This is a genomic window from Pseudonocardia sp. P-1 (genome assembly GCF_058111925.1).
In genome coordinates, this window is the sequence record NZ_CM176614.1 from 2,797,013 (window position 1) to 2,817,088 (window position 20,076).

At 70.8% G+C, this 20,076-nt stretch carries 22 protein-coding genes and 1 tRNA gene; 15 read left to right on the forward strand and 8 right to left on the reverse strand.

Annotated elements, in window-relative coordinates; all coding sequences use genetic code 11:
- Positions 1 to 218 precede the first annotated feature (218 nt).
- From AC0GKK_RS13595 to topA, 5 genes are all read left to right on the forward strand, one after another.
- Positions 219 to 2,522: a sodium-translocating pyrophosphatase gene (locus AC0GKK_RS13595; protein ID WP_251783082.1), complete on the forward strand. Its 2,304-nt coding sequence runs from the start codon at positions 219 to 221 to the stop codon at positions 2,520 to 2,522.
- A 119-nt stretch (positions 2,523 to 2,641) separates the two neighbouring features.
- A complete protein-coding gene (locus AC0GKK_RS13600; protein ID WP_489881764.1) occupies positions 2,642 to 3,247 on the forward strand; it encodes a hypothetical protein in 606 nt (201 codons plus the stop codon).
- Positions 3,248 to 3,321: 74 nt separating this feature from the next.
- Positions 3,322 to 3,924: a hypothetical protein gene (locus tag AC0GKK_RS13605; RefSeq protein WP_062399624.1), complete on the forward strand. Its 603-nt coding sequence runs from the start codon at positions 3,322 to 3,324 to the stop codon at positions 3,922 to 3,924.
- A gap of 75 nt (positions 3,925 to 3,999) precedes the next feature.
- Complete coding sequence (locus AC0GKK_RS13610) at positions 4,000 to 4,590, forward strand: hypothetical protein (RefSeq protein WP_489884022.1); 591 nt, start codon at positions 4,000 to 4,002, stop codon at positions 4,588 to 4,590.
- Between the two features lie 339 nt (positions 4,591 to 4,929).
- The gene (topA, locus tag AC0GKK_RS13615; RefSeq protein WP_489881765.1) at positions 4,930 to 7,758 is read left to right on the forward strand and encodes a type I DNA topoisomerase; all 2,829 of its coding nucleotides are present in this window, start codon (positions 4,930 to 4,932) and stop codon (positions 7,756 to 7,758) included.
- 68 nt (positions 7,759 to 7,826) lie between these two features.
- Here the strand turns inward: topA and AC0GKK_RS13620 are convergent, their stop codons facing one another.
- Positions 7,827 to 8,300, reverse strand: a complete 474-nt coding sequence (locus tag AC0GKK_RS13620) for a GatB/YqeY domain-containing protein (RefSeq protein WP_178374803.1) — start codon at positions 8,298 to 8,300, stop codon at positions 7,827 to 7,829.
- Positions 8,301 to 8,338: 38 nt separating this feature from the next.
- Here AC0GKK_RS13620 and AC0GKK_RS13625 point away from each other — a divergent pair, with 38 nt between their 5' ends.
- Both AC0GKK_RS13625 and AC0GKK_RS13630 read left to right on the forward strand, forming a co-directional pair.
- Positions 8,339 to 9,289, forward strand: a complete 951-nt coding sequence (locus tag AC0GKK_RS13625) for a metallophosphoesterase (RefSeq protein ID WP_226364720.1) — start codon at positions 8,339 to 8,341, stop codon at positions 9,287 to 9,289.
- A gap of 37 nt (positions 9,290 to 9,326) precedes the next feature.
- Positions 9,327 to 9,400 (forward strand) — tRNA-Pro (locus AC0GKK_RS13630).
- 85 nt (positions 9,401 to 9,485) lie between these two features.
- Here the strand turns inward: AC0GKK_RS13630 and AC0GKK_RS13635 are convergent.
- Complete coding sequence (locus AC0GKK_RS13635) at positions 9,486 to 9,884, reverse strand: tyrosine-type recombinase/integrase (RefSeq protein WP_489881766.1); 399 nt, start codon at positions 9,882 to 9,884, stop codon at positions 9,486 to 9,488.
- 293 nt (positions 9,885 to 10,177) lie between these two features.
- Here AC0GKK_RS13635 and AC0GKK_RS13640 point away from each other — a divergent pair, with 293 nt between their 5' ends.
- Complete coding sequence (locus tag AC0GKK_RS13640; protein ID WP_161152599.1) at positions 10,178 to 10,975, forward strand: transposase family protein; 798 nt, start codon at positions 10,178 to 10,180, stop codon at positions 10,973 to 10,975.
- A gap of 34 nt (positions 10,976 to 11,009) precedes the next feature.
- Positions 11,010 to 11,333, forward strand: coding sequence for an NUDIX hydrolase (locus AC0GKK_RS13645; RefSeq protein WP_489881767.1), 324 nt, complete (start codon positions 11,010 to 11,012; stop codon positions 11,331 to 11,333).
- On the opposite strand, the gene AC0GKK_RS13650 is transcribed toward AC0GKK_RS13645, so the two are convergent.
- From AC0GKK_RS13650 to AC0GKK_RS13675, 6 genes are all read right to left on the reverse strand, one after another.
- Entirely contained in the window at positions 11,330 to 11,905 is a 576-nt protein-coding gene (locus AC0GKK_RS13650) for a hypothetical protein (RefSeq protein WP_489881768.1), read from the reverse strand. The two genes, AC0GKK_RS13645 and AC0GKK_RS13650, sit on opposite strands and share 4 nt — an antisense overlap.
- Positions 11,902 to 12,513 carry a hypothetical protein gene (locus tag AC0GKK_RS13655; protein ID WP_489881769.1) on the reverse strand — a complete coding sequence of 204 codons (612 nt, stop codon included), beginning with the start codon at positions 12,511 to 12,513 and terminating at the stop codon, positions 11,902 to 11,904. Before AC0GKK_RS13655 ends, AC0GKK_RS13650 begins: the two co-directional genes overlap by 4 nt.
- 49 nt (positions 12,514 to 12,562) lie before the next feature.
- The gene (locus AC0GKK_RS13660; protein ID WP_345649927.1) at positions 12,563 to 13,360 is read right to left on the reverse strand and encodes a transposase family protein; all 798 of its coding nucleotides are present in this window, start codon (positions 13,358 to 13,360) and stop codon (positions 12,563 to 12,565) included.
- 225 nt (positions 13,361 to 13,585) lie between these two features.
- Positions 13,586 to 14,140: an HD domain-containing protein gene (locus AC0GKK_RS13665; RefSeq protein WP_489881770.1), complete on the reverse strand. Its 555-nt coding sequence runs from the start codon at positions 14,138 to 14,140 to the stop codon at positions 13,586 to 13,588.
- Positions 14,141 to 14,548: 408 nt separating this feature from the next.
- Complete coding sequence (locus AC0GKK_RS13670; RefSeq protein WP_489881771.1) at positions 14,549 to 14,935, reverse strand: hypothetical protein; 387 nt, start codon at positions 14,933 to 14,935, stop codon at positions 14,549 to 14,551.
- An 811-nt stretch (positions 14,936 to 15,746) separates the two neighbouring features.
- Positions 15,747 to 16,505 carry a TetR/AcrR family transcriptional regulator C-terminal domain-containing protein gene (locus AC0GKK_RS13675; RefSeq protein ID WP_489881772.1) on the reverse strand — a complete coding sequence of 253 codons (759 nt, stop codon included), beginning with the start codon at positions 16,503 to 16,505 and terminating at the stop codon, positions 15,747 to 15,749.
- Positions 16,506 to 16,572: 67 nt separating this feature from the next.
- On the opposite strand from AC0GKK_RS13675, the gene AC0GKK_RS13680 reads away from it, so the two are divergent.
- The 6 genes from AC0GKK_RS13680 (at position 16,573) to AC0GKK_RS13705 (ending at position 19,972) form a co-directional block, all read left to right on the forward strand.
- Positions 16,573 to 16,965, forward strand: coding sequence for a VOC family protein (locus AC0GKK_RS13680; RefSeq protein ID WP_224403785.1), 393 nt, complete (start codon positions 16,573 to 16,575; stop codon positions 16,963 to 16,965).
- 29 nt (positions 16,966 to 16,994) lie between these two features.
- Positions 16,995 to 17,507 (forward strand): polyketide cyclase, encoded by a 513-nt coding sequence (locus tag AC0GKK_RS13685; protein WP_489881773.1) that lies wholly within the window; start codon positions 16,995 to 16,997, stop codon positions 17,505 to 17,507.
- Between the two features lie 57 nt (positions 17,508 to 17,564).
- Positions 17,565 to 17,897, forward strand: a complete 333-nt coding sequence (locus AC0GKK_RS13690) for a hypothetical protein (protein WP_073575791.1) — start codon at positions 17,565 to 17,567, stop codon at positions 17,895 to 17,897.
- Positions 17,898 to 18,246: 349 nt separating this feature from the next.
- Positions 18,247 to 18,450 (forward strand): cold-shock protein, encoded by a 204-nt coding sequence (locus tag AC0GKK_RS13695; RefSeq protein ID WP_020627798.1) that lies wholly within the window; start codon positions 18,247 to 18,249, stop codon positions 18,448 to 18,450.
- A gap of 103 nt (positions 18,451 to 18,553) precedes the next feature.
- Positions 18,554 to 19,384: a phosphotransferase family protein gene (locus AC0GKK_RS13700; protein ID WP_489881774.1), complete on the forward strand. Its 831-nt coding sequence runs from the start codon at positions 18,554 to 18,556 to the stop codon at positions 19,382 to 19,384.
- A 9-nt stretch (positions 19,385 to 19,393) separates the two neighbouring features.
- Complete coding sequence (locus AC0GKK_RS13705; protein WP_178374809.1) at positions 19,394 to 19,972, forward strand: GNAT family N-acetyltransferase; 579 nt, start codon at positions 19,394 to 19,396, stop codon at positions 19,970 to 19,972.
- The last annotated feature ends 104 nt before the right edge of the window (positions 19,973 to 20,076 follow it).

Below are 20,076 nucleotides of genomic sequence, written 5' to 3' on the forward strand. Positions count from 1 at the left end.
GATTGATCACTTTTGCCAGTTCGTTACGTCTTGTGATCCCAATCGCACTGAGGGATGCACCACACTCCTAGACTGCACCAGCCCGGTCACCGGTGGACGCCGCCCGGGCCCAGTCGACGCCGACGAGGCCGTCGCCGCCCGGACGGGTCGAGCCACACCGGCCCGTCCCGGCCGCCGGGGACCTCGCCGGCCGGATCCTTTCCACCGGGAGGACACGGATGTCCCAGCCCACCTACCTCGCCCAGGGCCTCGAGCTCGGCGGCGGGGACCTCGCCATCGTCGGCGTGGTCGCGGTGGTCGCCCTCGTCGCCCTGGTCGTCGGCGGTCTCCTGTTGCGGGAGGTGCTCTCCTACGGCGAGGGCACCCCGAACATGCAGGAGATCGGCCGCGCGGTCCAGGAAGGCGCCACGGCGTACCTCAACCGTCAGTTCCGCACGCTCGCGATCTTCGCCGCGATCGTGTTCGTCCTGCTCTTCGCGCTCCCCGCCGAGGACCTCGGCGAACGCATCGGCCGGTCGATCTTCTTCGTCGTCGGCGCGGTCTTCTCCGCGATCATCGGCTACCTGGGCATGTGGCTCGCGACGCGCGCGAACATCCGGGTCGCAGCCGCCTCGCGCGAGACGGGCGGCCGGGAGAAGGCGACCCGCATCGCGTTCCGCACCGGCGGCGTCGTCGGCATGTTCACCGTCGGCCTCGGCCTCTTCGGGGCCGCGATCGTCGTGCTCGTCTACGCCGGCCAGGCGCCCCGCGTCCTGGAGGGCTTCGGCTTCGGCGCGGCACTGCTCGCGATGTTCATGCGGGTCGGCGGCGGCATCTTCACCAAGGCCGCCGACGTCGGCGCCGACCTGGTCGGCAAGGTCGAGCAGGGCATCCCCGAGGACGACCCGCGCAACGCGGCCACCATCGCCGACAACGTGGGCGACAACGTCGGCGACTGCGCCGGCATGGCCGCCGACCTGTTCGAGTCCTACGCGGTGACCCTGGTCGCCGCGCTGATCCTCGGCACCGCGGCGTTCGGTCTGCAGGGACTGCTGTTCCCGCTGATCGTCCCCGCGATCGGCGTGATCACCGCGATCCTCGGCGTCTACCTGACCAAGGCCCGCGCCGGGGAGAACACCCTGCGCGCGATCAACCGCAGCTTCTACCTCTCGGCGCTGTTCGCCGGGGTGCTGTCGATCGTCGCCGCCTACGTCTACCTCCCGGGCACCTTCGGCGAGCTGCTGAACCCGACCGACACCAGCGTCGTCGGCCTCGCCGGCGACCCGCGCCTGATCGCCTCGGTCGCGGTCGTCATCGGCATCGTGCTGGCCGCGGTCATCCTCAAGCTGACCGGCTACTACACCGGCACCGAGGACCGTCCGGTCAAGGACGTCGGCGAGTCCTCGCTGACCGGCGCGGCCACCGTGATCCTGTCCGGCATCTCGATCGGCTTCGAGTCCGCCGTCTACACCGCCCTCGTCATCTCCGCGGCCGTCTACGGCGCGTTCCTGCTGTCCGGCTCGATCGTCGTGTCGCTGTTCGCGGTCGCGCTGGCCGGTACCGGCCTGCTGACCACGGTCGGCGTCATCGTCGCGATGGACACCTTCGGCCCGGTCTCGGACAACGCCCAGGGCATCGCGGAGATGTCCGGTGACGTCGAGGGCGAGGGCGTCGACATCCTCACCGAGCTCGACGCGGTCGGGAACACCACCAAGGCGATCACCAAGGGCATCGCGATCGCGACCGCGGTGCTCGCCGCGACGGCGCTGTTCGGCTCCTACCGCGACGCGATCAGCCAGGCCCTGGCCGGGGTGAACATCGCCGCGCAGGACGCCGGGACGGCCTTCGCCTACGAGGTGTTCAGCCCGAACACCCTGGTCGGTGTGATCATCGGCGCCTCGGTGGTCTTCATGTTCTCCGGTCTCGCGGTCAACGCGGTGACCCGCGCCGCGGGCGCGGTGGTCTACGAGGTGCGCCGCCAGTTCCGCGAGCACCCCGGGATCATGGACCGCACCGAGCGCCCGGAGTACGGCCGCGTCGTCGACATCTGCACCCGGGACTCGCTGCGCGAGCTGGCCACCCCCGGTCTGCTCGCCATCTTCGCCCCGATCGCGGTCGGGTTCGGTCTCGGTGTCGGCCCGCTGGCCGGCTACCTGGCCGGTGCCATCGCGACCGGTGTCCTGATGGCGATCTTCCTGGCCAACTCGGGCGGCGCCTGGGACAACGCCAAGAAGCTCGTCGAGGACGGCAACCACGGCGGCAAGGGTTCCGACGCCCACGAGGCGACGATCATCGGCGACACCGTCGGCGACCCGTTCAAGGACACCGCGGGCCCCGCGATCAACCCGCTGATCAAGGTCATGAACCTGGTCTCGGTGCTGATCGCCCCGGCGGTCGTGGTGCTGTCCACCCCCGACGCCAACCCGGTGATCCGGATCGTCATCGCGATCGTCGCCGTGGTGATCATCGCGGCCGCGGTGGTGGTCTCGAAGCGTCGCACCTCGGCGATCACCGACACCCCGGCCGAGAGCTCGGTCGGCTGACCGACACCTCGCAGGACCACGGCGGCCGCTCGTCCCATCGGGACGGGCGGTCGTCCTGCGTCGCGGGACGATTCGGATACTCTCCGCCGGACGGCAGTGATCACCCCGACGGAGGAGCGATGCGGACATCGCGAGGTCTCGCCGGACTCCTCGTCGCCCCGGCCGTCCTGCTGGCGGGCTGCGGCCCCTCCGGGCCGACCGTCGAGCAGTGGACCGAGTCGATGTGCGCGGCCGTGCTGCCCTTCGTCCGCACCGCCGTCGACACCCCCGGTGAGACCCCGGACCCCGCGCAGCGGCTGGGGGCCCTCTCGGACTACCTGACCCGCACCACCCAGGCCGCCGACGGCGCGCTGGGCGACCTGGACCGGCTCGGTCCGGCCCCCGTCGACGACGGCGAGGCCCTCTCCGCACGGCTCCAGGGCGGGCTGGGCGAGATCCGCTCGGCGTTCTCCGGGGCGCGTTCGCGGGTCGACGCCATCGACCCGGCCGACCCGGCCGCGGTGCAGCGCGACCTGCCCGCCGCGCTGGAGCCGCTCGCCCGCCTCGGCGGCACCACCGGCCCCCTCGACGAGGTCACCGGCAACCCGGCGATCGCCTCGGCGTTCCGGGCCTCGACAACCTGCACAGATCTCACCCGGTCGGCGGAGCAGGCCCGCGCCACACCACCGCCCGGCGCACCCGCTGCTGCTCCGAACGGGCCAACCGGGGAGGGTGGAAGCAGCTGACCGGCGACGGCGTCCTACCGTCGACCACTGTCCGTGCCCCGGGCCCCGACGGGCCCCGACCCTGGAGCCCGACGATGGCCACCCCCCGCCCGGCGCGAACCGCCCGGGTCCTGCTCCCCACCCTGCTCGCCGCGCTCCTGGCCGGCGGCTGCGCGTCGAGCGTGGCCGGCACCCCCGCGGCGGACCCGGCTCCGCGGCCGACCGCGGGCGTCGGCGCCGACCCGGTCGCCTGGGGCGACAAGGTCTGCGGCGCGACCCTGGCCTACTACCAGCCGCTCAACACCCCGCCGAACTACGACGGCGCCGACCTCGCCGGCATCAAGACGCGGCTGTCGGAGTACCTCGGCAAGGTCGCGGCCGGCATCGACACCGGCAAGAAGCAGCTGACCGCGGCCGGCGAGTCCCCGGTGAGCGGCGGCGACGCGTGGGCGACCGCGGTGCGCGACATGCTCGACCGGTCCGGCACGACGATCGCCCAGGCCAAGAAGGACGTCGACGCGATCGACCCGAACGACGTCCAGGGCTTCAAGGGCAAGCTCGACGGCGCCCAGCAGAAGCTGCGGACGATCTCCGGTGCCCAGGGCCTGGACAAGATCGGCCCCACCCCGCGGCTGGACAAGGCGTTCGCGACCGCGCCGAAGTGCGTCGCCCTCAAGAAGATCAACGGTCCCGCCTGACCCGCCGCGTCACCCGTCCGGCGCTCCCTGCTGGGCAAGCTCGAACATGCGTTCTATGCTTCGCGGGTGCCGCAGATGTCGCTGTTCTCCGCGGAGGCCCGGCCGGCCGGGCTGACCGACCTGGCCGGGCTGCTCTGCGGGCCCGGGCGGATCGAGCGGTTCGGCGCCGGTGACACGGCCCGGTTCGACGTCCCGCTGCCGATCGAGGGGCGCGAGACGGCGCTGGCCGCGCTGGCGGTGGCCCGCGGCGTCACCCTCGCCCCCGGCGCGTCCGGGATGCGCAGCGCGTTCCGGCGCGACCTGGTCCCACTGGCCCGCGCCTGGTGCACGCCGGACGGTCGCAAGCAGATCCCGCCGGACTTCCAGCTCGACGGCGCCACACTCCGGCTGTGGGCGCTCTCCGCAGGCACCCCCGACCTGCGGGGCGGGCACCTGCTGCTGCTCGACCCGCAGGCCCCGTGGACGCACGGCCCGCTGATCGCCGCCGCCACCCGGGCCGGCCTTCCCCCGGCACGGCTCGCCCCGGGGGAACACGGCGCGCCCGGCCCGGCGTTGCGTCTGCACGGAGCGCGCCGACTGGCCCGACTGGTGGAACTGGTGGGCCCCGCGCCGCGGATGACGAGCCCGACCGAGTGGCCCCGGCACCACGGCCGACCGGCCGCCTGACCTGCCGAACCACGGCCGGGTCTACGCTGGCGACTCGCCCGCTCCCAGTGGCACGAGCCACGACACGGGGCGACGACGGTGTGAGATCGTGCGATCGTCGACCCCGGAGAAGACGCTCAGCGCAACCGTCCCGGCACGCTCCGGGACCGCACGGTGTAACAGTGCGGGGTCGGGAAACGGCTACGACGTCGCAGGGACCGCGACGCAGCCGAGGAGATGAGGTAGGACCACGTGGCAGCAGCGACAACGGGAACGACGGGTTCGGCACGCACGTCGGGGGGCAGCACGCGCAAGCCGACCTCGACGGCGAACGCATCCGGCCGCCCGACGCGCCGCCTGGTGATCGTCGAGTCCCCCAGCAAGGCGAAGAAGATCCAGCCCTACCTGGGCAACGACTACGTCGTCGAGTCCTCGGTCGGTCACATCCGTGATCTGCCGCGCGGCGCGGCGGACGTCCCGGCCAAGTACAAGGGCGAGTCCTGGGCGCGGCTCGGCGTCGACGTCGACAACCAGTTCAGCCCGCTCTACATCGTCACGCCGGAGAAGCGCAGCACCGTCTCGGAGCTGCGCGAGGCGCTGAAGACCGTCGACGAGCTCCTGCTCGCGACGGACCCCGACCGTGAGGGCGAGGCCATCGCCTGGCACCTGCTGGAGACCCTCCAGCCGAAGGTCCCGGTCCGGCGGATGGTCTTCCACGAGATCACCGAGTCGGCGATCCGCGCGGCCGCCGAGAACACCCGCGAGCTCGACCAGCACCTCGTCGACGCGCAGGAGACCCGCCGCATCCTGGACCGCCTCTACGGCTACGAGGTCTCCCCCGTGCTGTGGAAGAAGGTCATGCCGAAGCTGTCGGCGGGCCGCGTCCAGTCGGTCGCGACCCGGCTGATCGTGCAGCGCGAGCGGGACCGCATCGCGTTCCGCTCCGCGGAGTACTGGGACATCGCCGCAACCCTCGACGCCGGGGAGAAGGCCACCCCGCGCTCGTTCGGTGCGCGGCTGCTGCAGGTCGACGGCAAGCGCGTCGCCACCGGCCGCGACTTCGACTCGCTCGGGCAGCTGAAGAAGGGCTCCGCGGAGGTCGTCACCCTGAACGAGGCCGAGGCGCGCCGCCTCGCCGAGGGGCTGCAGGACCGTCCGATGGAGGTCGCGTCGGTCGACTCCAAGCCCTACACGCGCAAGCCGTACCCGCCGTTCATGACCTCGACGCTGCAGCAGGAGGCGGGCCGCAAGCTGCGGTTCTCCTCCGAGCGCACGATGCGCAGCGCGCAGCGTCTGTACGAGAACGGCTACATCACCTACATGCGTACGGACTCGACGACGCTGTCGGCGACGGCCATCGAGGCGGCCCGCTCGCAGGCCCGTGAGCTGTACGGCGACGCCTACGTCGCGGACTCGCCGCGCCAGTACACGCGCAAGGTGAAGAACGCCCAGGAGGCCCACGAGGCCATCCGTCCCGCCGGCGAGACCTTCCGGACCCCGGGTGCCATCGCCCGCGAGGTCGACGGCGACGACTTCCGCCTGTACGAGATGATCTGGCAGCGGACCATCGCCTCGCAGATGAACGACGCCCGCGGGACCACCGTGAGCGTCCGGATCGCGGGCACCGCGGGGACCGGCGAGAAGGTCGTGTTCGCGTCCTCCGGCCGCACGATCACCTTCCCCGGCTTCCTCAAGGCCTACGTCGAGACCCTCGACGACGAGGCCTCGGGCCAGCAGGCCGACGACGCCGAGTCCCGGCTGCCCGAGCTGACCGAGGGCCAGCCGCTGACCGCCACCGAGCTGGTGCCCGACGGGCACTCCACCAGCCCGCCGTCGCGGTTCACCGAGCCCGCGCTGGTCAAGGCGATGGAGGAGATGGGGATCGGCCGGCCGTCGACGTACGCGTCGACGATCAAGACGATCCTCGACCGCGGCTACGTCTGGAAGAAGGGCTCCGCACTCGTCCCGTCGTGGGTGGCGTTCGCCGTCGTCGGGCTGATGGAGCAGCACTTCGGCCAGCTCGTCGACTACGACTTCACGGCCGCGATGGAGGACGACCTCGACTCCATCGCCTCCGGTGACGACTCCCGCGTGCACTGGCTGTCCGGGTTCTACTTCGGCACCGACGGCGCGAGCAGCGGCTCGGAGATCGCCCGGGCCGGTGGGCTGAAGAAGCTCGTCGGGTCGAACCTGGAGGAGATCGACGCCCGCACGGTGAACTCGATCCCGATGTTCGCCGACGCGGCGGGCAACGACGTCGTCGTCCGGGTGGGGCGCTACGGCCCGTACCTGGAGCGGATCGTCGACGGCGAGTCCCAGCGCGCGAACCTGCCCGACGACCTGGCCCCGGACGAGCTGTCCGAGGAGATCGCCGAGAAGCTGTTCTCGGTGCCGCAGGAGGGCCGCAAGCTGGGCACCGACCCGGTCACCGGCCACGAGATCGTGGCCAAGGAGGGCCGCTTCGGCCCCTACGTCACCGAGCTCCTGCCCGAGCCCGAGGTGCCCGAGGGCGCCAAGAAGAAGCCGGCCAAGCCGAAGCCGCGCACCGGCTCGCTGTTCAAGTCGATGACGGTCGACACCATCACCCTCGAGGACGCGCTGCGGCTGCTGTCGCTGCCGCGGATCGTCGGCACGGACCCGGACTCCGGTGACGAGATCACCGCGCAGAACGGCCGCTACGGCCCGTACCTGAAGAAGGGCACGGACTCGCGGTCGCTCTCCGGCGAGGAGCAGCTCTTCACGGTCACCCTGGAGGAGGCCCTGGAGATCTACAAGCAGCCCAAGCAGCGGGGCCGCGCCGCCGCGGCGCCGCCGCTGCGCGAGCTGGGCGAGGACGCCTCGACGAAGAAGAAGATGGTGATCAAGGACGGCCGGTTCGGCCCCTACGTCACCGACGGCGAGACCAACGCCAGCCTGCGCAAGGGCGACTCGGTCGAGGAGATCACCGACGAGCGGGCCTCCGAGCTGCTCGCGGAGCGGCGGGCGAAGGCCCCGGCGAAGAAGACGACGACCCGCAAGCCTGCGGCGTCGAAGAGCACGGCGTCGAAGAGCACGGCGGCCAAGGGCACCGCGGCCAAGACCGGGACCCGCACCGCCGCGGCGAAGAAGACGACGACCCGCAGCACCGCGGCCAAGACCACGCCGACGAAGTCGACCGGGACCCGGACGCGCAAGACCCCGACGACCTGAGACCGGTGACGACGACGGGCCCCGCTCCGGATGAACCGGTGCGGGGCCCGTCGCGTCGGCGGGGCCGGTCAGCCCGCGGCGAGGGCCTTCTTCACGGCGGCGGCGACGCGGCCGCCCTCGGCGCGGCCCGCCGCGGCGGCGTTCGCCTTCTTCATGACCTGGCCCATCTGCTTCATGCCGGGCTTCTCCCCGGTCTCGGACTCCACCTCGGCGACGGCGGCGGTCGCCAGGGCGGCCACCTCGTCGTCGTCGAGCTGGGTCGGCAGATACCGGGCGAGGACCTCGCCCTCGGCGCGCTCACGGTCGGCGGACTCGGGGCGGCCGCCGTCGGCGAAGGCCTGGGCGGACTCGGCGCGCCGCTTGGTCTCCTTGGTGATGACCGCGCGGACCTCGTCATCGGAGAGCTCCCGGGCCGTGTCACCGGCCACCTCGGCGTTGCCGATCGAGGTCAGGACGGATCGCAGGGTCGTCCGGACCAGCTCGTCCCTGGCCTTCATCGCGGTGGTCAGGTCGGCCCGCAGCTGCTCCTTGAGGGTGCTCACGGGTCGCCACGATAGTCCCGCGACGTAGGCTGGATCGCGTGAGTATCGCCGGGACCCTCGCCCGTACCGCCGCCGGCGCCGCCCTGCTCGGAGCGTCGGGCATCGGGTACGCGGCGGGGATCGAGCGGCGGCACTGGACGCTGCGCCGGGTCGAGCTGCCCGTCCTCGACGAGGGTGCGCGGCCGCTGCGGATCCTGCACCTGTCGGACTTCCACCTGACGCCGGGCCAGCGCAGCAAGATCCGGTGGATTGCTGCGCTGGACGAGCTCGACCCGCACCTGGTGATCGACACCGGGGACAACCTGGCGCACCCCGACGCCGTCCCGGGCGTGCTGACCGCGCTGGGGAGGCTGCTGGAGCGGCCGGGCGCGTTCGTGTTCGGCAGCAACGACTACTACGGCCCCACCCCGAAGAACCCGGCCCGCTACCTGCGCCGCGGGGACACGAAGCGGGTGCACGGGGCGGACCTGCCCTGGACCGACCTGCGCGCCGCGTTCCGCGAGCACGGCTGGGTCGACGCCACCCACGCCCGGCACGTGCTCGAGGTCGACGGCCGGACGGTCCGGATCGCGGGCGTCGACGACCCGCACCTGAACCTGGACCGCTACCCGCGCATCGCCGGCCACGACGCCGACGCCGACCTGCGCATCGGGCTGACCCACTCCCCCGAGCCGCGGGTGCTCGACGGCTTCGCCGCCGACGGCTACGACCTCGTCCTCGCCGGGCACACCCACGGTGGCCAGCTGCGGCTCCCCGGCTACGGCGCGCTCGTCACCAACTGCGGGATCGACCGGTCCCGGGCCCGCGGGGCGAGCCGCTGGGGCAGCCGGATGCGGCTGCACGTGTCGGCCGGGCTGGGCACCTCGCCGTACGCGCCGGTGCGCTTCGCCTGCCCGCCGGAGGCCTCGCTGCTGACCCTCGTCCCCCGCACGACCGGCCCCGATGCGCGGACGGGAACCCCCGCGCAGGCCTCGGAGGGCATCGGGTAGAGTTCTCCACGGCTCACGGGGAGACCCGGGTGTCCATCGGGGTGTGGCGCAGCTTGGTAGCGCGCTTCGTTCGGGACGAAGAGGTCGCAGGTTCAAATCCTGTCACCCCGACACGAGAACGGCCTGGTCAGAAGCTCGAACGCGAGCTTCTGACCAGGCCGTTCGGCGTTGCTGGCGCCGCTGAGTCATCAGAAAGTCATCCGACCGGGACGGGCGCGGTGGGCGGGTCGTCGTCCTCGTCGTCCTCACCGAGGGCACGGAGGATGCGGTCGTGGCCGTCGGTTCGGCGCGTGTAGAGGTCGAGCGTTGTCGACGAGCGCTCGTGTCCCATGACCCGCTGCACCATGTTGACCGGGACGCCGTCGTCGACGAGCCAGGTGGCGTACGAGTGCCTGAGGTCGTGAAACCGAAGCCCGCCGGCCGCCGATCGCGCGATGTGCTGGACGGCCTCGCGCTCGGTCGGGAACTCCTTGATGTGCGCGCCGCCGCCGCTATCGGTCCAGCCGGCGCGGACGGTGTGCTCGTCGACGACAACGAGCTGCCCGAGAAGGCCGGCGCGGACGAGGGCCGGCCGCCAGACCCGGGACCGGAACAACGTTCGCCGGAGCGGCTTGCCGACGGCGTTCCCGAATACGAGGCCCTGCTCACCGGGCGGGAACGCGCGCAGGTGCTCGGCCAGGATCGGCAGCAGCCACGCCGGAAGCGGGACAGTGCGCCGGCCCGCGGCGCTCTTCGGGAACGGCTTGAACGCGGTGTTCCCACTGAGCCTTTGCCAACCTGACGGACGGGCAGGTCAGAGCGTGTGCGGCGTGGCGTGACCTCGAAGGGGTGAAGCTCCTGGTAGACGAGCGGTTGCTGAGACCAATCCGTCCGACCAGGAGCTTCAAGGTGCTGTCCTACCCGTCCGGGATGACCGTGTCCACCCACACGCTGAAGATGGTCAGCACGCTGCTGCGTCGTCACCGCCGCGAACGCGCGACCCGCTGGCGCAGGCTCACCCCGGGCCGTCAAGCCCTGCTGGTCGTGGCGCACCTGCGCACCGGTGACACCTACGCCCAGCTGGCCTGCGGATTCAAGGTCGGGACCTCCACGGTGTACCGCTACCTGCGCGAGGCCATCGACCTGCTCGCTGCGATGGCCCCGACCCTGGAGCAAGCGATGCAGGTCGCGGCGCGCAAAGCGTTCGTGATCATCGACGGGACCCTGCTGCGCATCGACCGGGTCGGCATGGCGAGCGGCTATGACCGGGGGTTCTACTCGGGCAAGCACAAATGCCACGGGCTGAACGTGCAGGTCATCGCCGACCCGGTCGGCCGGTTGGTGTGGATCTCCCCGCCGCTGCCCGGGGCCCGTCACGACATGGGCGCAGCCCGCGAGCACGGCATCATCGACGCGCTCACCGAGTACGCGATCCCGGCCGCCGGCGACACCGCCTACCAGGGTGCCGGGCCTACGGTCGCGGTCCCGCAGCGCCGTCGGCGCCTCGACCCCGACACCGGTCGTTACCGACCCTTGTCGGTGAACCAGAAGGCGGTCAACGCCGCGCACGCCCGCCGTCGCGGGCCGGGCGAGCGGGTCAACGCCGAGCTGAAGACCTGGAAGGTCCTGCGCAAGATCCGCTCCAGCCCGAACCAGGCCGCAGCGCTCATCGCCGCAGTTCAGACCCTCATGATCGCCAACACTTGATCAGGTTGGCAAAGGCTCACTGCCCGGCGGCGCCATGGACGTCGGCGAGTCCGTGGCCGACGCCGCGGTCCGCGAGGTCCAGGAGGAGACCGGCGTCCTCGTCGAGCTGACCGGCCTCGTCGGCATCTACACCGACCCCGGCCACGTCATGGCTTACGACGACGGCGAGGTCCGCCAGGAGTTCTCCGTCTGCTTCCACGCCCGACCGATCTCCGGCGAACCCCGCCAGGACAACACCGAGACCAAGGCCGCCCGATGGGTCGACGTCGCCGACCTGCCGGGCCTCAGCATCCATCCGTCAATGCGCCGCCGCATCGACGACGCCATCGCGGGCCAGCCGCAGCCACAGATCGTTTAGTAGGACGTTCCCAAGTCGCGGTTGGTCTTGGCGATCAGCGCCTCCGCCTCTGCAATACGGGCCTGCGCTTCAATCTCGGCGGCGTTGGCGTCCATAATTGCCTGGTGGTTGGCGTTGCTCTCGCGCAGTTCCGCCTCGTGTTCGGCCACGGACTGTCGAATTTCCGCATCCGCGTTCATGCCTTCGAGCTGCAGCGCCATCCGGTCGAGTTGCTCCGGCGACGCGTTCACAACTCCGGATATGAACTGCTGTGTAGACTCGACCCCGGAGGGCACGTGGTCCGTACCCATTGCATTCTCATATATCGTCGATACCTTGCTCATCGTGTCCTGAACGCTGCTCAGGACCGGATCGTTCGCGATGATCTGTCGGCCTTCCGCCAACGGATCGACGAAGTCCCCGCCCGGTGCAGACGGGGCTGCGCCGACCTCCAGTGGATCAGCAAAATCGAGCGAACCCGAACCGCCTGTAAGCGCCCCCTCGGCAACGGTCGACGTCGCCTTCTCGGCACCGTCACCCGAGAAGAACTCGGATGCCTCCTCGATGAGCCACGAGAGGATCCCCATGCTCACGCCGCTCCTCGGTTGCGGGCGACCGCTTCATGCAGGGCCTGCTGAAGCTTAGGCTCCCACGTACCACCGAATGATGCGATCATGCCCTTCCAGAACCGCGGGCCGAGGGAGGCCGATGTATTCGGCGCGAGCCGAATGTCCCGGCCGTCATTCGTCCTGATCTCGAGCATCACGATTGTCCCCATGGCGCGCGTCTGTCGCACCGAGGTAATGGTGTGCAGCGGAATAAACAGGCTGTTCGGGTTGGCCACGAAAGCCTTGATCCGATCGCGCTCTGTCGTACTGAGCTTCTGGAATGTCGCATGAGCGATGCTGCTAACGCTCTGGAACCGGCCCCCATACTTCCAGGTCTGAAGCATGGGCTTTACCATCTCCTTGCTGAAGAACTTCTCTGGGACCGTGCCGACCGGCTGCGTCGAGTCCGTGAAAAATGCCAGCCAGTCCGGGTATAGGAGCACGTAACCGTAAGGCACGCGGTTCACCCACAAGGGCTTGAAGCCCTTGAGTAGGTGGACCTGAGCGCAGTTGGCCTCGGTCTTGTGCAGCGGCTCGGGCGACTTCTCTGCGAGAACGTAGTTCGCGAACTCCTGAACGAATGGCCGGCCCACTTGTCCCCCTCGTTGTTCCGCGGTCCACACTGAGCCTTTGCCAACCTGATCACGCGCTGGCGATCATGAGGGTCTGAACTGCGGCGATGAGCTTGTCCGCCGTGTTCGGGCTGGACCGGATCTTGCGCAGGACCCGCCAGTTCTTGAGCTCGGCGTTGGCCCGCTCACCAGGCCCGCGGCGGCGGGCGTGTGCCTCGTTCACGTCCTTCTGGAAGCGGGAGAGCTTGCGGAACTTCCCGGTTTCGGGGTCCTTGCGGCGGCGACGCTGCGGGACCGCGACGGTGGGCCCGGCGCCTTGGTAGGCGGTGTCGGCCGCGGCAGGGATCTCGTGGGCGGCGAGGGCATCGATGATGCCGTGGTCGCGGGCGGCGCCCATGTCGTGCCGGGCGCCGGGCAGCGGTGGGGAGATCCACACCAGGCGGCCGACGGGGTCGGCGATGACCTGCACGTTCAGGCCGTGGGTCTTGTGTTTCCCGGAGTAGAACGCCCGGTCGTACCCCGAGGCCATGCCGACCCGGTCGATGCGCAGCAGGGTGCCGTCGAGGATGACGAATGCCTTGCGCTTCGCGACCTCGATCGCCTGTTCCAGCGTCGGCGCCTTGGCCGAGAGCAGGTCGAGGGCCTCACGGATGTAGCGGTAGGCCGTCGAGGTGCTGACGCCGAACCCGCAGGCCAGCTCGGCGTAGGTGTCGTTCTTACGCAGGTGCGCCACTACGAGCAGGGCCTGGCGGCCGGCGGGGAGCTTGCGCCAGCGGGTACCGCGGTCGGTGCGGCGCCCACGCAGAAGGTCGGCGAGCAGGTTGAGCGCGCGATTGGACACGGTCATCCCGGACGGGTAGGACAGCACCTTGAAGCTCCTGGTTGGACGTTCTGGTCTCAGCAACCGCTCGTCTACCAGGAGCTTCACCCATCCGTGGCCACGCCACGCCGCACTGGCCCTGACCTGCCCGTCCACCAGGTTGGCAAAGGCTCACTGCTCTCCGCGATGTGACTCGTCTCAACCCCCGTCCGCGTTACGCATGGCCGCAGGTCTTCACGCGCAAGCAAGGCCATCTCGCGGCAGGACCCGCCCTTACGCTCGGCCAACCAACCGGTGGCGCGTCCGTGCGATCGCCCCTTCGATCGAAGGTCGCGCCCTGGCCATCGCGCGAGTCACCGGGGAGTCCGTACGGTAGCGATGGACGATCTCCGCCAGACGATCCGCGTAGTCCAGCCTCTCCCCTCGGGGCCCAGTCGTCATGTCAGCCGCCCAAAGCGCGTCCGCAACCGCCCCTTCCTCCTGCGGCCACTCGGCCATCTCCGCGACGAGACGGCGCTCGTGAGCTTCGACCACGGCGGCGGAGTGGTGCGCGATGAGGGCGCACAGCCGGCGGTCCTCGCCGAGACGAGCCAGGAAGCGAGCGCCGTCGATGGGGTGGAAGCCGACATCGACAAGGGCGGGCGCGTATCCGAGGTCGTGGCACCACGCGGCGACGACCAGCAGCTCCCGATCCTCGTCCGGCACCGCGTCCGACAGCTCATACGCCCGGGCCGCCACGCCCTGCGTGTGCCGCCATCGATCGCCGAGCGGCGCGAGGAGTTCCTCTGCCAGGCTCTCGGCGGCAACGATGCTCGAAGCGGTTACCACGTTCACGAGCGTAGTCCCGGCACTTCTCGCTCCTGCGCTGCCGAATCCGCCTCTATGGGATCAAGGCGCCGCCTCCGGCGGCGCTCGGGCCGGCTGCGCCGGCCCCACCGTCTCGCTCCCTCTACCTCCGGCCCGGTCGCGGCCGGCGTGACCGCCTGGCCGGCCCAGCGTGCCGAGGACGGGGCCTGATCACAGAGCCGATCGCCGGCGCCAAGGCGAGGGACACCGGGCTCCGCCCGGACCCGGCACCGCTTCGGAGATCAGCCGAGAGAGGCGGTGCCCTCCTCCCGGCGCGCCCGAAGGCAGCCAGATCGACGCCCTGCCGGCAAGCCGGGACTGAGTGGCCTGCCGGCAGGGCGTCGCCCCGGCAGGGTGAACCCGCGCCGCGAGGAGATCACCTCCACCAACTCAAATTTCAGGCAAGGGCGCAAGCCCGTTCTCACGATCTCGGCCAATCTCAATCGCGGTCTTACACATGCCATTAGGCGGCGCGAGGCTGAATGCTGTTTCATCTAGCCCATCTTGCAGCAGGCCGGACACATCCATCGACCAATCTCGACATTCTTGCTGCTGCTCCTGAATGGACTTCGGTGCAAGTCTTTCCACTCCTTCATCTGCAACTTTGTCCGTCGCCGCCCCCCCCACGAATAATGCACCGGCCGAAAGTGCTCCAAGGGCGCCTTTCGCCCACTTCTTCTTCCACCATGGCTGCTTGAGAGGCGGTTCAGGCGGTAGCGCTTGTTCGCTAGTCATCCTGATCGGCTCGATCCAATTGTCTAGCAGTGGATGATGCACGCAGTTCCCGACGAATTACTTCGGCTTCTCGAAGCGCACCCGACTCTTCCAAGTAGGTGGCCCACTCATCCGCTCGCCGCCAAGCCTCCTGAACCGCCTTCTTGTCTTGTGCGACATGGCTTTGGGCAATGCTGTCGAGCGCAAACCTGCGAGCAAAATAGATAGATCGCCGTCGTTCGAGGACTGCATTGATCAGCCACAGTACACCGGCAATCGCTAGGAGCAGGCCGCCGACCTCCATTGCTACCGATATGGCCCCGTCGGGAGGTGAGACGGTTATTAACGTGCCGAGCACGATGATGAGCCCGACGAGGCATGCCAGCGCGGTTATCAATGAGCCGAGCCTTTGGGGGGGGTCAATAGATCTAGACTTTTTCACTAGCCTCCTTCTGGATTATTAGCGGCGAAGCTTTCTACCTCAACGCAGGCAGCAGTATCCAACGATTCGAGCAACCACACAAGCAACAGCCCGGAGATGACTGCACGACGACCCGTTCGGACAAGCGGCCTGGGCCCCGGAGAACCCAGCGGACGAGTCTCCACCCGGAGAGCGGTGGGTGCTGCATCCTTGAGAACGGGCGACACTCGGAGTCATCGAGAAGTCATCGGACGCCCTACTCGTGATCGTCATCGAACCGAGCGGGACGAGGTGAACGCCCGCCGCGAGCAGGGCCGATCGCACTCAGCATGGTCCAGGATCACACCAGATCGCCGTTCGGGACGAAGAGGTCGCAGGTTCAAATCCTGTCACCCCGACAACACGAAGGCCCAGGTCCGACGGACCTGGGCCTTCGTCGTGTCCCGGTCGGAACTACACCCCGACGAGCCCCGCGAACCCGTCCAGGGTCCGCGCGAGGCCGAACTCCCACGCCCGGTCCGCGTCCCAGGCGCTCCCCTGGGCCGCGCCCACCGCGGAGCCGACCCGCACCGCCAGCGGGAAGACCTCCGGGTCCAGCACGCGCCCGAGCAGCGGCGCGTTGACCGCCCACCACTGCTCGTCGGTCTGGGACGACAGCAGGGCGGCGTCACGCGCCTCCTGCTCCGCGAGGGCGTGCTGCCGGACGAAGGCCAGCAGGTGCGAGAGCGCGCTGTCCCGGTCCAGGTCCGACAGCCCCAGGCCGTCGAAGGCGTGCAGCTCGTACTCGTACTTCGCCATCTGGCCGGGCCCGAGGGACGGCCGGTGCGTGGAGACGGTCGCCGCCCACCGGTGCGCCCGGTGGAACGCGCGGTTGCCGTCGGCGAGCGAGGTGATGCGGTCACGCCACGGCCGGCCGGTGAGGTCGGGCATCGGCATCCCGCGGTAGGCCGCGTCGAGCATCAGGTCCAGCAGCTCGGCCTTGCCCGGCACGTAGGTGTAGGTCGTCATCGTGGAGACACCGAGCGCATCGGCGACCTTGCGCATGCTGAGGGCGGGCAGACCGTCCCGGTCGGCCAGGGCGACGGCCACCTCCACGACCCGGTCCAGCGAGAGCGACTGCCGCGGTCCGCGGCGCGGGACGGCCGCGGGATCGCGCCAGAGGAGGGCGAGTGTGCGGTCCGGGTCGCCGGCGTTCGTTCGCGTGGGAGCCACGGGACGATTCTCCTCCACTCTCTCGCGTACGCTGTACAATGTACGCTGTACAGAATCGAGGAGCCCCATGCACATCACCGCCTCCGCTGTCTCACTGAACGTCGAGGACGTCGCCGCGTCACGTTCCTTCCTGACCGAGCACTTCGGGTTCGAGGTCGCCATGGCGGCGGACGGGTTCGCCTCGCTCACCCGCGACGACGTCGGCATGAACGTGATCTACCTGCGGCGCGGCCTGGCGACGCTCCCGGACGACCAGCGCGACGTCCACGCGGCCGGCCAGATCCTCGCGTTCACCGTCGACGACCTGGAGGGCGAGCTGTCGCGCCTCGTCGCCGAGGGTGTCGCGATCACCATGCCGCTGACCACCGAGGAGTGGGGCGAACGGGCCTTCCAGGTCCGCGACCCCAACGGTGTCGTCGTCCAGCTCGTCGACTGGAACGGGGCGACCTCCTCCCGGTAGCGGGCGGCCTCCGGGTGCACGATGGACCCGTGATCGGTGACCGCTGGGGCGTGAGCGACGCCGAGACCGCCCGCCCCTACCCGTGCGACGAGTTGGTCCCGGCCCCCACGCTGCAGGCGTGGCGGGGCGTCTCCGTCGCCGCGCCGGCCGCCGCCGTCTGGCCGTGGGTCGCCCAGATCCGGCTCGCCCCGTACTCCTACGACTGGGTCGACAACCTCGGACGCCGATCCCCGCGGGAGCTCGTGGGACTTCCGGAACCGCAGGTCGGGGACACCTTCACCGCGACCGGCGGACGGCGGATCGGCCGGATCCTCTCGGTCGACCCCGGGGTGCAGCTCACCGGCAGCGTCCTGGGCGCCGTCATGTCCTACGTCCTCGCGCCGCAGGGGGCGGACACGACCCGCCTGCTGCTCAAGGTCGTCATGGGCGGCACCCGCGCGCTCGCGCCGCTGGTGTCGGTCGGCGACCTCGTGATGGCCCGGCGGCAGCTGCTGAACCTGGGACGGCTCGCCGAGGACCACAGCCGGCCACCGGGTCGTTGACGACACACCGGGCACGGTGGGGTGCGACGACGGGGTGTGATGCGCGATCCTGACGGGATGAGTGAGAACCCGGTAGCGCTCGATCTCGACGACGCGGGACTGGCCGGTGGCCTCCCCCGCCCGGCGCACCAGCTCGACGGGATCCAGGACGTACCGTTCCGCCCGGTCCAGTTCCGCGACAACGACCTCCCGACCGCACTGGAGCGCGCCGCGCAGTGGCTGCGGGAGACCCAGTCCTGGCTGGGCGAGCCGGTCGACGTGATCGCCATCCACCTCGACTACAACGAGGCGTCCGAGGCGGCTTACTACGAGCTCAAGCTGATGTGCAACGAGGAGGACCTCGCCGGGGCACCCATCGCGGTGCGCCAGCGGGCCGCCGCCGACGCCTGACCACACCCCGACGGGTCGTCGCCCCGGCACCGACCGTGCCGGGGCGGCGTCCATCCAGTGATCAGAGTCACGCCGAGCGTGACGATCAGCAGGTCGCGACCCTCCGGAACGGCCGCGGGAGCGTCTCGGGGCGGACGGCTGTTTGGCCGACACCGGGCCCTGCGGTAGCGTCCTCCTCGGTCACCGTAGTTCTGAGTTTCGTGTCTCAAGCGCGCTCGCAGAATGATGATGCGGGCGGATCCGCTGTCTTTGGTGTAGCTGAAGCTGGCTGCCGTCTGGGAATTCCTCTGACCCGGGCAGCCGCACGACGTGGTTGTTCCGTCCGAAAGCTGCATGACAAGGAGTCACCATGACCAACGGAACCGTGAAGTGGTTCAACGCCGAGAAGGGCTTCGGCTTCATCGCCCCCGAGGACGGCGGCGCCGACGTGTTCGTCCACTACTCGGCCATCGAGGGCTCGGGCTTCAAGGAGCTCCAGGAGAACCAGGCCGTGTCCTACGAGGTCACCCAGGGCGCCAAGGGCCCGCAGGCCTCCTCGGTGTCCCCCCGCTGACACCCCCGCCCGGCCGTGCGGCCGGGCACTGTTCCTCCGTCCGATGGCGGCATCCCCACGCGGGATGCCGCCATCGGCGTCTCCGGGCCGCTAGCGTGGCGGAGTGCCGCTGTCCGCCCGCCAGACCGCGCTGCTCGCGGACCTGCTACCCGGACACGAGGTCGTCGCCGACCACGGCTGGGGTCTGGTCGGGACCACCGTGCTGCAGATCCGCCACGCCGGTGCCGACCTCATCGTGAAGGCCGGCGACGACGCCGACACCCACATCGCCCGTGAGCTGCGCGCCCACCGCGAGTGGCTGGCCCCGCTCGTCGCCCGCGGCCGCGCGCCGGAGCTGCGCCACGCCGACGCCGACGCGAAGCTCCTGGTCACCCGCTACCTGCCCGGGGCCCTGGTGCAGGACACCCCCGCCGAGCACGAGGCGTCGACCTACCGCGGCGCCGGCGAGCTGCTGGCGCTGCTGCACGACCGGCCCGCCGTCGTCGACGAGGGGTACGGCGCCCGGCTGCGCGACACCGTCCTGACCAGGCTCGGGCGTCCGCACCGCATCGCCCCCGGGCTCCTCGCGCGGCTCCGGGCGGAGGTGGCCGGCTGGCCGACACCGGCGGCCCGGCTCGTCCCCACCCACGGCGACTGGCACCCGCGCAACTGGCTGGTGCACGACGGGGTCGTCGCCGTGATCGACCTGGGCCGGGCGGCACTGCGCCCGGCGTCCACCGACCTGGTGCGTCTCGCGGCCCGCCAGTTCCGGTGGGACCCGGCGCTGGAGACGGCCCACCACGACGGCTACGGCGGCGACCCGCGCGAGCCCGGCCCGTGGCGCCGGGAATGGGTCGCCGAGGCCGTCGGCACCGTGACCTGGGCCCTCCAGGTCGGCGACGAGCCGTTCGAGGCCCACGGACACCGGATGCTCGCCGAGGCGTTCCCCGACTAGCCTGCGCCGGTGCCCCTCGTCGTCGGTCCGGCCACCTCGTTCGACGACCTCGCGACCCTGCTGGGTCCGAAGCGCGACCCCGACGCGTCGGTCTGCTGGTGTCTCTCGCACCGCCTGCCCGCGGCGACGCACCGCGCCCTGACCGGCCGGGCCCGGGGCGAGTACGTGCGGGAGCTGACGACCCGCGCGGTCGCACCCGGCGTCGTCGCCCACGACGACGGCGAACCGGTCGGCTGGGCCGCCGTCGCGCCACGCTCCGAGCTGCCGTTCGCCCGCTCCCGCACCATCCCGCACGTCGACGACCTCCCGGTCTGGTCGGTGTGGTGCTTCCGGGTCCGCGCCGGGCACCGGGGCCGCGGCATCGCGCGGGCCCTGCTCGCCGGAGCCGTCGCATACGCCCGGGACCAGGGGGCGCCGGCCGTCGAGGGCTACCCGGTGGACAACCGGGGCGCCCGGGTCGACCTGACGATGGCCTACGTCGGCACCCGCGCGTTGTTCGAGGCGGGCGGGTTCACGTTCGCCGCGGCGACCACCGGGGTGTCCGGCGGGTTCCCGCGGGTGGTCATGCGACGCGCGCTGACCGGCTGACCCGGCACCGCCCCGGATCGCGCAGATCCGTGACGGCGGACCGCTCCCGTTCCCGGCAGGCTCGCCCACGTCCTGACGAGCCTCCGGTCGCCGCCGGAGGAGCA

Coding starts and splice junctions, on each gene's coding strand:
- AC0GKK_RS13680 (WP_224403785.1), top strand. CDS start 16,573: ATGCACATCACCGCCTCCGCTGTCTCACTGAACGTCGAGGACGTCGCC.
- AC0GKK_RS13605 (WP_062399624.1), top strand. CDS start 3,322: ATGGCCACCCCCCGCCCGGCGCGAACCGCCCGGGTCCTGCTCCCCACC.
- AC0GKK_RS13690 (WP_073575791.1), top strand. CDS start 17,565: ATGAGTGAGAACCCGGTAGCGCTCGATCTCGACGACGCGGGACTGGCC.
- AC0GKK_RS13695 (WP_020627798.1), top strand. CDS start 18,247: ATGACCAACGGAACCGTGAAGTGGTTCAACGCCGAGAAGGGCTTCGGC.
- AC0GKK_RS13645 (WP_489881767.1), top strand. CDS start 11,010: ATGGACGTCGGCGAGTCCGTGGCCGACGCCGCGGTCCGCGAGGTCCAG.
- AC0GKK_RS13600 (WP_489881764.1), top strand. CDS start 2,642: ATGCGGACATCGCGAGGTCTCGCCGGACTCCTCGTCGCCCCGGCCGTC.
- AC0GKK_RS13610 (WP_489884022.1), top strand. CDS start 4,000: ATGTCGCTGTTCTCCGCGGAGGCCCGGCCGGCCGGGCTGACCGACCTG.
- AC0GKK_RS13595 (WP_251783082.1), top strand. CDS start 219: ATGTCCCAGCCCACCTACCTCGCCCAGGGCCTCGAGCTCGGCGGCGGG.